Annotated in this window: 11 protein-coding genes and 2 pseudogenes; 5 read left to right on the top strand and 8 right to left on the bottom strand. The window is 66.9% G+C overall.

The window, feature by feature from the left end:
• Nucleotides 1-521 precede the first annotated feature (521 nt).
• From ACH4EB_RS38220 to ACH4EB_RS38200, 5 genes and pseudogenes are all read right to left on the bottom strand, one after another.
• Nucleotides 522-733, bottom strand: a pseudogene (locus ACH4EB_RS38220) (MerR family transcriptional regulator); the annotation flags it as partial.
• Nucleotides 734-919: 186 nt separating this feature from the next.
• Nucleotides 920-1216, bottom strand: a complete 297-nt coding sequence (locus ACH4EB_RS38215) for an SDR family oxidoreductase (RefSeq protein ID WP_398353128.1) — start codon at nt 1214-1216, stop codon at nt 920-922.
• A gap of 469 nt (nt 1217-1685) precedes the next feature.
• Nucleotides 1686-1841, bottom strand: a complete 156-nt coding sequence (locus tag ACH4EB_RS38210; protein ID WP_398353127.1) for a hypothetical protein — start codon at nt 1839-1841, stop codon at nt 1686-1688.
• Nucleotides 1838-2521 (bottom strand): hypothetical protein, encoded by a 684-nt coding sequence (locus ACH4EB_RS38205; protein WP_398353126.1) that lies wholly within the window; start codon nt 2519-2521, stop codon nt 1838-1840. Before ACH4EB_RS38205 ends, ACH4EB_RS38210 begins: the two co-directional genes overlap by 4 nt.
• A 446-nt stretch (nt 2522-2967) precedes the next feature.
• Complete coding sequence (locus ACH4EB_RS38200; RefSeq protein WP_398353125.1) at nt 2968-3837, bottom strand: phytanoyl-CoA dioxygenase family protein; 870 nt, start codon at nt 3835-3837, stop codon at nt 2968-2970.
• A 388-nt stretch (nt 3838-4225) separates the two neighbouring features.
• Between ACH4EB_RS38200 and ACH4EB_RS38195 the strand changes: the two genes are divergently transcribed.
• From ACH4EB_RS38195 to ACH4EB_RS38180, 4 genes are all read left to right on the top strand, one after another.
• Complete coding sequence (locus ACH4EB_RS38195) at nt 4226-4825, top strand: hypothetical protein (protein ID WP_398353124.1); 600 nt, start codon at nt 4226-4228, stop codon at nt 4823-4825.
• Nucleotides 4756-5460 (top strand): PucR family transcriptional regulator, encoded by a 705-nt coding sequence (locus ACH4EB_RS38190; RefSeq protein ID WP_398353123.1) that lies wholly within the window; start codon nt 4756-4758, stop codon nt 5458-5460. The genes ACH4EB_RS38195 and ACH4EB_RS38190 overlap by 70 nt, the downstream gene beginning before the upstream one ends.
• 164 nt (nt 5461-5624) lie before the next feature.
• On the top strand, nt 5625-5996 hold the full coding sequence (locus ACH4EB_RS38185; RefSeq protein WP_398353122.1) for an NAD(P)-binding protein: 372 nt from the start codon (nt 5625-5627) through the stop codon (nt 5994-5996).
• On the top strand, nt 5993-7180 hold the full coding sequence (locus tag ACH4EB_RS38180) for a flavin-containing monooxygenase (protein WP_398353120.1): 1188 nt from the start codon (nt 5993-5995) through the stop codon (nt 7178-7180). The genes ACH4EB_RS38185 and ACH4EB_RS38180 overlap by 4 nt, the downstream gene beginning before the upstream one ends.
• A 528-nt stretch (nt 7181-7708) precedes the next feature.
• Here the strand turns inward: ACH4EB_RS38180 and ACH4EB_RS38175 are convergent.
• Nucleotides 7709-8011, bottom strand: coding sequence for a helix-turn-helix domain-containing protein (locus ACH4EB_RS38175; protein ID WP_398353119.1), 303 nt, complete (start codon nt 8009-8011; stop codon nt 7709-7711).
• Nucleotides 8012-8077: 66 nt separating this feature from the next.
• Here ACH4EB_RS38175 and map point away from each other — a divergent pair, with 66 nt between their 5' ends.
• Entirely contained in the window at nt 8078-8860 is a 783-nt protein-coding gene (gene map / locus ACH4EB_RS38170) for a type I methionyl aminopeptidase (protein ID WP_398353118.1), read from the top strand.
• Nucleotides 8861-9047: 187 nt separating this feature from the next.
• On the opposite strand, the gene ACH4EB_RS38165 is transcribed toward map, so the two are convergent.
• Together ACH4EB_RS38165 and ACH4EB_RS38160 are read right to left on the bottom strand one after the other, a co-directional pair.
• The gene (locus tag ACH4EB_RS38165; RefSeq protein WP_398353116.1) at nt 9048-9638 is read right to left on the bottom strand and encodes a hypothetical protein; all 591 of its coding nucleotides are present in this window, start codon (nt 9636-9638) and stop codon (nt 9048-9050) included.
• A gap of 82 nt (nt 9639-9720) precedes the next feature.
• Nucleotides 9721-9924 (bottom strand): annotated as a pseudogene (locus tag ACH4EB_RS38160) (hypothetical protein); the annotation flags it as partial.

The following is a 9924-nucleotide window of genomic DNA, read 5'->3' as shown; positions in this document are numbered from 1 at the left end:
CCGGTGCCCGGTCCGGCAGCAACGGCTCGATCCGTGCCCACTGCACGTCGGTTAACGGCATACCTGGACCAACGACCAACCGATCCAAACGAAACTGCCTAGGCGTCCAGTGAGTGGACATAGGCGGCGGCCAGTTCGACCTGCCGTGATGGCACCTGCGGCACCGTCAATCTTGCTGGCCCTGGTCGCGGTGGAGTCCCTGCGGCAGGTATGGATTCAGCGATCGGACTCTGTGAAGGGGCCGTCCGCTGGCGCGAGAAGAACAACGTGTCGCCGACCGTCTTGTCTGCGCACCCTGCCCGCCCAGAAGCCAGGCCCGGTGTGGGGTGGCTGACCTCATGAGGCGACTACAAGGCTCCCTTGACGGACACGTGTGAATCCGACGCGCCGCATCTCACCGTCAACGTCGTCACCACATCCGCTCCCCGTGCCCGATATCGCCGTGGCCGGACGGATGCACCCGGAGCTGGTGGCACGGGGACCACTGTCCGCGTGTACTTGCGATGTGCTTCGCTGCAAGGCTATGAGACAGCCGCGTACTGCGGAAGTCGAGCACGCAAGGTGGCGGCGAACTCCCCGGCTCGCGCGAGCTGGGTGGGCAGGCTACTCGTCGCTGCGCGGCCTGCTCGAAGGAACGGATCCACCCGAGCAGGGTCTCGCGTTCCCCTTGGGGCAGCTCGTCGCCGGAGTGAAGGCGGTCGGTGGCGGCGAGCAGGTCACGCATTTCATCCAGATGTTGGGATCGGCCCTGGTCGGCTCCACCCCGGTTCGGGGTATTTCCCGTACCCCCCTGCCGTGCCGAGGCGACGACGCCCCTGAATCCTGTCCGGTCAAGCCACGCCGCTCTCCTCGCACCGGTTGAATTCCTCACATCCGACTAGCGCAACGAGCAATCCGGCAAACCTTCCCGGTCACAGCACTAGCGTCCGCCGAGAGTGCTTTCGCCGTCGATGCCGAGGACGTGGCCGGTGATGAGCCCGGCGCCACCGGACAGCAGGAACGAGACGGCCGCGGCGACGTCGTCGGGAGCGTCCAGGCGGGCGGGATCGAGGCGATCGCCTTGCGCTCCGCCTCGCTGCCAAATGGGCCGCGTGCGGCGGAACATCTCTGTCGCGGTGGGGGCGGGCGAGACCGCGCTGGAGGCGATGCCGCCCGGCGCGAGTTCCAGGGCCCAGGAAACGGGAGCGCCCCACGAGCTCCCTCTTGGTCGCCGCATGGAAGGTATGGTCCCGGACGCCATACGCCGCCCGCGAGGTGATGTCGACGATGCGGCCGGAGCGCTCGACATCCGTTATGACGGCGGCGCGCTCCCGTCGATCAGGCGCTGCTTGAAGACGTTGCGGGCGCTCGTGGGTGGCTGACAAAACAGAATAACGGCGAGGTTGGAGGCGTCTCGGGAGACGGCGCCGTGCCGGCTGTGCCTCGGCTTGGATGCCGAGGGGGTACGCGGTTGCGTGTCGGCTGGTCAGGCTGCGGGCGGGACGTGACCAGAAGGTGTTGTTCGCGGGGGGCGTGTCGCGGTCTGGACGGGCCCGTGCCCTGACATCCGACCGGACCACCGTCAAGCGCGGGTATGACGGAGTTTTGCTTCCGCGTCGGAGGAACGGCGGTGATCAAGGCCAGGGCCGAGGGGAGGGGGCGCGGCCTTGATCACCGCTCCCACAGGTACTTTAGATCCGTTTCTGTTACACCCTGGTCGGAGCAGGGGCGACGGTGGGTGTACGAGCTGCGGCGACGGCCACGAGCGCGGCCTGCTCGGCGTTGGTACGGCGCAGCACTTCGAGGACGACGATGTGGGCCTCTGCGCCGGCGACGGGCGCTCCACCTGCCCTCCTGGTCACTTCCTGGCGGTGGCCAGTTCCTCCGTGGCCGTGACCGAGGCGGGCTCCCCGTCCTGGAGTTGCTGTAGCCGCTTCAGCGTCGCAGTGAGCATGGCCTGTGCGCCCGAGGGGTCGCCCCCGTTGCCGCCATCGATCTTTACGCGGATGTTGATCCTGCCTGAGCGGCTGAACCCGTAGACGCTGTCCTCGCTAAGACCTGGATTGATCACCATCGTGCTCTCGTCACCCACCGGCCTCTTCGGCGCCAGCTCCTTGCTCGGCTCGGTGCCCTTCCACCTCATGTAGGTGCTGTGGGCGTCCTCGGGTGTGTCAAAAAGGCAGATGTGCACGAAGGCCATGTTGTTCGTGGACCCGTTGTACTCGTAGGAGGAGTCGCTGCCCCGGATCCATCCCTTCGGAGGGGAGTCATTCCCCCTGGCGTCGCAGTACTGCCCATCCGTCACCGACTTGCTGCCGTGCAGGGTCCACCCGGAAAGGGTTTCGCCGTTGCCGAGCAGTGCCTGGGTGAGATCTGCCTGAGCGAGGTTCTTCGTGATCGGTTTCGGGGCAGGCGAGGTGGCCGGCTTGCCGCCGCCCGGCCCGCCCGAGGCGGAGGTCGGCTTGTCGCCGCTGGAGGAGCAGGAGGTGAGCGCGGCAATTCCGACAAGGGCAGCAGCGAGGGTGACGCGTATACGTGACATGAACATAGCTTATTCGGTTGTGATCATGCATCGACCGGCCCGCTGCACATTGGGCAAGAGTCTTAGGAGGGACGCTGACGGTGTCCGAGCCCTGCGAAGGTACCGTACGTACTTGATGGTGGTGCGCGAGTCCTTACTGAAAGTGCCTGGCCTGCTTTGTGGCTTCGCGGGGGGCTGGTGACGCAGCCTGCGTCAGTACCGGCCTCGCAGTCTCTCGATGTGGGTAGCCCGGTGCCGGATCGGCACTTGGACTCCTGGCAGCTCCTGGGCGCCGCCCGCGACTACGAAACCCGCCCGCACCGCTTCGAAGCCATGCTCCAGCTTGCCCATGACCGACCTCAAGACCCGCCGCCTCACCGGAGTACCCCTCGAACCGGCGCGCCACCTGACTCGACGGAAGACGGAACCAGGCGCCCACCACCGAACAAAACGCTCAATTACGAGCCTCAGAGCCCGAGATGATCGGCGAGTTCGCCGGAGTCGACCTGCCACAGTCCCGGAGTGCCCTTCGGGTACTGGGGGCGGAATCCGACGAGACTTCGGACCCGGGGTGGTAGTGACTTGGCCGGCTCCAGGTCGATCAGGAAGGGGAAGGCTTCCTCGCCCACCAGATAGCCGGGGTTGAGAGAGAAGCTCAGTGCCCGTCGATACGTGTCGGTCGTGTGGTTGGCTCCGCCGCCGTGTGCGGTCTTCCCGCTGAGGAACAGCGCGTCGCCGGCACGCATTCGAGCGGGGACCGTCTGTTCGGGAGTTCCGTGGTCCTCGAAGTTCTCCCAGTGGTTGCTTCCCGGGATGGCTCGGGTAGCCCCGTTTTCCTCGGTGAAGTCGGTGAGGGCGATCAGGAAGTTGATGGTCACTTCCGGGCCCGCGGGTCCCATGCCGACGAATGGGAAAGAGTTCTCCAGGTCGCGGTGGAGCTGCTGGGCAGCGTTGCCGGGCCCGATCTCGATGACCTGTGCCGTGGTCGTCCAGTAGCTGCCCGACTCCTCCAGAAACACGGCATCTGCGAGTGCGTGCACCAGGTCGTGGTCGATGATCTCACGCCGGAACGTCTCGCTGCGCGTGACCAGATCGGTGATCCGTTTGGTGTTCTTTCCGTGGAACTCGGCGGCGAACTCGTCCTGGTGCTGCCCTCCGGGACAAATATTCCGCAGCGAGGGCTCGATCTCATGGTTGAACCGCTCGACCTGGTCCGAGCTGAAGAGCTCCTCGACGATAACGCCACCGTCCCTGTGGCAGGGGGCCAGGATGTCTTCGACCGGCGCGGAGCCCGAAACCCGCGGCAACTTGGCTGTTGCGGGTGCTGAATTGGTCATGCCACTCCTTCTCGATAGTGCACGGGAATACCGGGTCCGGCAGGAACCGATGCGCATGCCGTAGTCGAGGCCCACCCAAGGCGGTCCGCCGTTCGCTGAGTCCCGAGCGTTCCGCCGGTCACCTGCGACTCAGTTCTCTACCGTGCGCCAATCGGCAGCGTCGTTCCAGACCAATGGAGCCCCCATTCACGCCGAAGGTGGTGCATGGTGCACATCCGATAACCCGCAGGCCGCCTGGCCACCCCGCCGTCATGGCCGCAAGGTGCCCCTGGAGGCCTCGGGCCCTCCGGGCCTCACCAACCGCTGGTGGCCGGGGCGGTGCGGGATGTGGTGGCATCGGCCCCTCGAACCCTCGGACCACCTCGACGAGAGCAGGAACATGCCTGATATGGAAGAGCGCTGGCCGGCCCCCTCCGCGCGGGTGTCCGAACTGATCAGAAGCCTTGCGGAGCAGATGCTGCCTTTGTCGGCGGACGCGGTCGACGCGTTGTGGGACGCCTCCCAGCGTGAAGCGCGACAGCGCGAACTGGCGGACGATCCGGTGCTGGCGCAAGCAGACCGGCGTATCAACAAGGCGAACATGGCGCACTGGCTCATGTCGAACCCGCACCGGCCGGGCCGCCGTGTGCCCCCGCCCGAGAAACCGGAGATGGCCGGTTTCGCGCGGGACCTGGCGCTGCGAGGCATGGACGTCGATGAGCGCGGCTCCTGGCGGGCCGCTCAGCGAGTCGCCTGGCGTCGGTGGCTTCATGCGTGCTTTGACGCCACCACGGATCACGAGGTCTTGCATGAGCTGATCGAGGTGTCCGGACACTCGATCACGACCTTCGTCGACGACTCGATCGCCGCAGTGCAGGCTTACGTGGATCAAGTCGCTCGGAGTTGGGGCACGGTGCCCACACCCTGCGCTACACCACTGTGCAACTGCTGCTCGAAGGCGCGCCGATCAGCCGCAGCCGGGCGGAGGAGCAGCTCGGTTACGCACTGACGGGGCATCACCTCGCGGCGATCGCATGGGCCGATGCGGAGCAAGACGCCAACCGCCTTGAGGGTGCGGCCGAACGCGTGATGCGCGCATGCGGAGCCTCTCGCCGTCTCACGATCGTGTCGGGCACCGCCGTTCAGTGGCTGTGGATGCCGTGCGCGGATCTTCCGCCGATGACGGCGGTTCACGAGGTTCGGAGGAAGACGCGGGGCGTCAGGGTGGCATTCGGCCGGGTAGCGCCAGGCGTCGACGGATTTCGCACCAGTCACCTGGATGCCGTTGCCGCGCAACGCCTCCTCGCGCGGATGCAGTCTCCCCACAGCGTCGTGCGCTACGACGACGTTCACCTGGTCGACCTGCTCACGGCCGATCTCAGCAAGGCGGAGGCGTTCGTGGAGGCCGCGCTGGGAGAACTCGCGACGGCGGACCCGACCCTCCAGCGCACGGTCCGCACGTACGTGAGTGAGGGCTTCAATATATCGAGCACCGCCGACGCGATGTTCGCGCACCGGAATACGATCGACCGCCGGCTGACCCGGGCACGGCGCATGCTGTCGCGGCCTCTCGACCAGAATCCCACCAGCGTCGACGCGGCGCTGATGTTCGTGGAGCTGCGACGAGCCCGGCTCGGCGACTGACCCGGGCGAAGGCCCGCCCCGGTCCCTGGCCCCTCAGCGCGGCGCGCTCGGGATGTGTGCAGTGTGCACCGCCCCGGTCAGAATGCGCGCGATGATGGCGTATGACGCCATGCCAGTCCTCTGCATCATGATTTCAGTCTGAATCGTGAAGAGGAGGTGATGGCATGGATGACTCCACCGGCACGGCAGAACATTGTGACGTCGTCGTCTTCGGGGTGGGCATTTTCGGAATCGGAGCTGCCTGTTATCTGACGATGGAGTTCCCTGGAAAGAAAATCGTGGTACTCGAAGGGTGTGACAACATCGGGGGTACGTGGGACCTCTTCCGGTATCCCGGAATCCGTTCTGATTCCGACCTGCACACCTATGGATACGAATGCAAGCCATGGCGCCACGCATCCGCTATCGCCGACGGCCGTCTGATTCGTGACTACCTGCGGGAAACCGTCGAGGAGTTCGATCTGGACCGGCTCATCCGGCTCCGGCACGAAGTCGTGGCGGCGCACTGGTCGAGCGACGAGGCTCGTGGACCTTGAAGGTGCGGACCACCGACGACAGGGGAGCAGTCACCGAGCTGGCCATGAAGGCTCGGTGGGTGTACGGCGCCACCGGCTACTACCGCTACGACAAGGGATACACGCCCCATTTCGAGGGCTGTGACGATTTCGCCGGCGACATCGTTCATCCGCAGCAGTGGCCGGAGAACTACGACTACTCCGGCAAGCACGTGGTCGTCATCGGCAGTGGCGCCACGGCTGTCACTCTCCTGCCGGCCATGACGGCGGGCCCCGACGCGGCGGCACATGTCACGATGCTCCAGCGGGCGCCGAGTTACATCATGGCGCAGCCGCGAGTCGACGCGCTGTCGCTGAAGCTGACGAAACTGTTCGGCACCGTACGCGGATACGCGCTGACCAGGCGAAAGAACATTTGGCTCGACCAGAGTTTCGTCAAACTGGTACAGATGTTTCCGCGCGCCGGTCGCGCCGTGATCCGTCACTACACCAAGAAGGCCCTCCCGGCCGACTTCGATGTCGACACCCACTTCAATCCGCCGTACGACTCGTGGGACCAGCGGTTGTGTGCCGCTCCTGACGGCGACTTCTTCCGGGCGCTCAGTGACGGTAAAGCCTCGATCGTCACGGACCGGGTCGCGCGCTTCACGAAGAACGGCACCCTGCTCGCATCGGGACGCGAGCTGAAGGCCGATGTCATCGTGACGGCGACCGGTCTCCATATGCGGTTCTGCGGGGGTGTCGAGCAGAGCGTGGACGGAAAGCCCGTCGTTCTCCCCGACGCCGTGACGTACCGCGGAATGCTGCTCTCCGGTGTTCCCAACTGGGTCGTGGCGCTCGGATACACGAAGTCGTCGTCGTGGACCCTGAAGGTGGGTCTCACCAGCCGCTATATCTGCGACCTGATCAAGCACATGGACGCTCACGGGGACGAGATCGCTGTCGCGGTTCCCGAGGCGGGCATGTCCACGCGGCCGCTGCTCGATCTCACCGCCGGCTATGTCATGAGGTCGATGGACGAACTCCCGCGTCAGGGCACCAGGCTGCCCTGGCGGACGCTGACCTCGTACCGCCAGGACGCCAAGCTCCTCAAGGGCGAACTGTTCGACAGACGCCTGCGCTTCAGCGCCAGGACCTCGACGCAGGGCAGTGCGGCGGTCCACCGCTCCTCGTCGCCGGTACCGTCCGAAGGCGGGGAACTGTAGACCTTCGCTTCCCGGCGGCAGGGAGGGACGCGTTGACCTTGCCTGCGCGAAGCTCTCCCTGGCGAAACGGGCTCAGCGGGCCGCAGGCCTCCTCGCCGGCTGCCTTTTGCAGTCGGTCAGGACCAAGCCGGACCCGTACCATCTGGCCGTGTCGGACCGCCCCGGCGTTGTCAGGGCTGCTCCCACCCTCGTCGGCACCGCCGGGTTCAGGCTGCCCTCAGCTCCGCCGTCCCGCTGCGACAGGATCAGCGGGGAAGGTCGCTCACCTCCCCTCGAACCGTGTCGTGCATCTCATCTTCGCGGCGAGGTCAGGCGTAGCCTCGGTGTCCGGCGACGGCGGCTCGATCACCTCCACACTTGATCACCTGCGCCCCTGCCTGGGGTGGGCTCGCCGGGCCGTGGGCGGGCGTGCTCGCCGGGGTCTTCGACGTTGCCTGGCCGGCCGGGTGTGCCGAACACACGGCAGGCGTGAGCCGGGCCGAGTGGTCCTCTGGCGTCGGCTGTCCGGCGCGGTGGTGGGGCGGAGGGTTACGCGGTCAGCGGCTCACGTGCGCGATGACCGGCGTCCGCGGCTCCGGCCTCATTGTCGCAGCGGCTGATCTCGGCCCACATCGCGTCGAGAGAGAGGTCGAGGACATCGGCGATCGCCGCGATGGTCGGGAAGGCGGGGGTGGCCACGCGGCCCGACTCGATCTTCCTGAGTGTCTCCGGTGAGACCTGTGCGGCGAGCGCGGTCTCAAGCATCGAGCGTTCTCCCCGGGCCCGGCGCAGCAGCGCGCCGAGGCGCTGGCCACGTGCGACCTCTGCGGGGGTGAGCGGCAGTCTGACCATGTCCCCGATTCTAGTACCGGTATAGTTTGACCGGTATAGTTTTTGGTTCCGTTAGGGAAGTGGCACATGATCGAGATCCTGAACCCCACCCTGTTGTCCCGGGCGAAAGACACCGGCGCCCTGGTCGCAGACATCCTGCAGACACTGAAGGGCCGGGCCGCGGTCGGCACCAATCTCCTGGACATCGACCGGTGGGCCAAGACCATGATCGCCGAGGCAGGAGCACAGTCCTGCTACGTCGACTACGCGCCGTCTTTCGGACGCGGCCCGTTCGGCCACTACATCTGCACGGCCGTCAACGACGCCGTGCTCCACGGGCGGCCCCACGACTACACGCTCGCCGACGGCGACCTGCTCACACTCGACCTTGCCGTCTCCCGGCGCGGAGTCGCCGCAGACGCCGCCATCAGCTTCGTCGTAGGCGACGCGCAGCCCCCGGCGAGCATCGAGATGATCAGGACGACCGAACGCGCACTGGCCGCAGGGATCGCGGCCGCCCAGCCCGGAGCCCGTATCGGCGACATCTCCCACGCCATCGGCACAGTCCTCAGCCAGGCCGGATACGAGATCAACACCGAGTTCGGCGGGCACGGCATCGGATCGACGATGCACCAGGATCCGCACGTCGCGAACACCGGACGGCCCGGCCGCGGATACCGACTGCGCCCCGGGCTGCTGCTGGCACTGGAGCCGTGGGTCATGGCGGACACCGCCGAACTCGTCACCGACGCCGACGGGTGGACGCTGCGCAGCGCGACGGGCTGCCGGACGGCACACAGCGAGCACACCATCGCCATCACCGAGAACGGCGCCGAAATCCTCACACTGCCGAAGCCGCCGCAGCCGTAGGGCGGAAACCGCCGTGCTCCTCTTCCCGTTGCGGCGAGCATCCACAGCATCGAAGCGGCCCGCACCACCCACGCTCCGATGCTACGCAAGGGCCTCGCCTCCGGTCTCGGACGTGTTGTCGATGCGGGCTACCGCCGCGGATGGGCGGTGCGGTGCGCCGCGGCGGTGGTAGCCCTATCGGCGGGTTTCAGCCTTGCGGGGGGTAGAACTCGCCTTCGGCGTAGCTGTGGACCAGGCAGTCCGTGTTGTTGTAGCGGTCGGCGAAGGTGCCGGTGAGGCCGGTGTACCCCTGGTACGTCTGGTCCAGGGGCAGGTCCTTGCTCACCCTGAACCGCAGTTGCACGTGGACGGACTCGCGGGGCTTGAGCGTCTTCGGCCCGGGAACGGTGCCGCGGGCTTTTCCATCGGCCTGGCGCAGCGTCTTCCAGGCGCGTTGGGAGGAGTCCCAGTACTGCAGATCGCTGTACGGGCTCAGGTCGCGCTCACCCGGGTTGTAGACGTAACTGCCCGTCCTGGCGCTGAGTCCGAACGACTTCAGCTCCTTCGCCGAGGTGTTGGTGAGGGTGGCGGTGTAGGGCATCCAGTCAGAGCCGAGCGTGATCGCCTCGGGTATGCCGGAGGTGCGGCCCGCGAGGGTGTTGTTGTGGGGCTGTCCGACGTCGGAGCACTTCGGGAGGTCCGCGGCAGGGGCCGCCTGGGAGGCGGGCGCGGCGGCCACCGCCAGGGGGAGCAGGGCGGTCGTCGCGATCGCAGCCGACAGGGCGCGGCGCAGTTTCATGGAGATCTCTTTCCTGGCCTTCGGCCCCCTGGAGTCTTTGTCTCCGGCGTCAAGGGTTCTCAGGCCGTTGATTTTCGGGTTGTCAGAGTTCCGGAGAAAGGGTCGTGGTTGCGTGGTGACGTCCGTGGTGCCCGGACCGGCAGCGCCCTTGCGGCGGCGCACGCCGATGACCGTACCCGCGCCGGCCACCAGGGTGGGTGGCGCCCATCTGGTCGACGAGCGGGCCCCAGGGCCACTTCAGGGTCAGGGAGGTGGTCTCGTTGGGCGGCGTGACGGCGACGGTGGC

Source organism: Streptomyces sp. NPDC018045 (assembly GCF_044327445.1).
Taxonomy (GTDB): domain Bacteria; phylum Actinomycetota; class Actinomycetes; order Streptomycetales; family Streptomycetaceae; genus Streptomyces.
The sequence above is the reverse complement of the archived record's forward strand: the minus strand, read 5'-3'. Positions and strand labels throughout refer to the sequence as shown.

Bases quoted from the DNA above. Each gene is read 5' to 3' on its own strand.
- ACH4EB_RS38175 (WP_398353119.1), bottom strand. From the start codon at position 8,011: ATGGTCAGACTGCCGCTCACCCCCGCAGAGGTCGCACGTGGCCAGCGC.
- ACH4EB_RS38215 (WP_398353128.1), bottom strand. From the start codon at position 1,216: ATGCGGCGACCAAGAGGGAGCTCGTGGGGCGCTCCCGTTTCCTGGGCC.
- ACH4EB_RS38205 (WP_398353126.1), bottom strand. From the start codon at position 2,521: ATGTCACGTATACGCGTCACCCTCGCTGCTGCCCTTGTCGGAATTGCC.
- ACH4EB_RS38195 (WP_398353124.1), top strand. From the start codon at position 4,226: ATGGAAGAGCGCTGGCCGGCCCCCTCCGCGCGGGTGTCCGAACTGATC.
- ACH4EB_RS38200 (WP_398353125.1), bottom strand. From the start codon at position 3,837: ATGACCAATTCAGCACCCGCAACAGCCAAGTTGCCGCGGGTTTCGGGC.
- ACH4EB_RS38165 (WP_398353116.1), bottom strand. From the start codon at position 9,638: ATGAAACTGCGCCGCGCCCTGTCGGCTGCGATCGCGACGACCGCCCTG.
- map (WP_398353118.1), top strand. From the start codon at position 8,078: ATGATCGAGATCCTGAACCCCACCCTGTTGTCCCGGGCGAAAGACACC.
- ACH4EB_RS38185 (WP_398353122.1), top strand. From the start codon at position 5,625: ATGGATGACTCCACCGGCACGGCAGAACATTGTGACGTCGTCGTCTTC.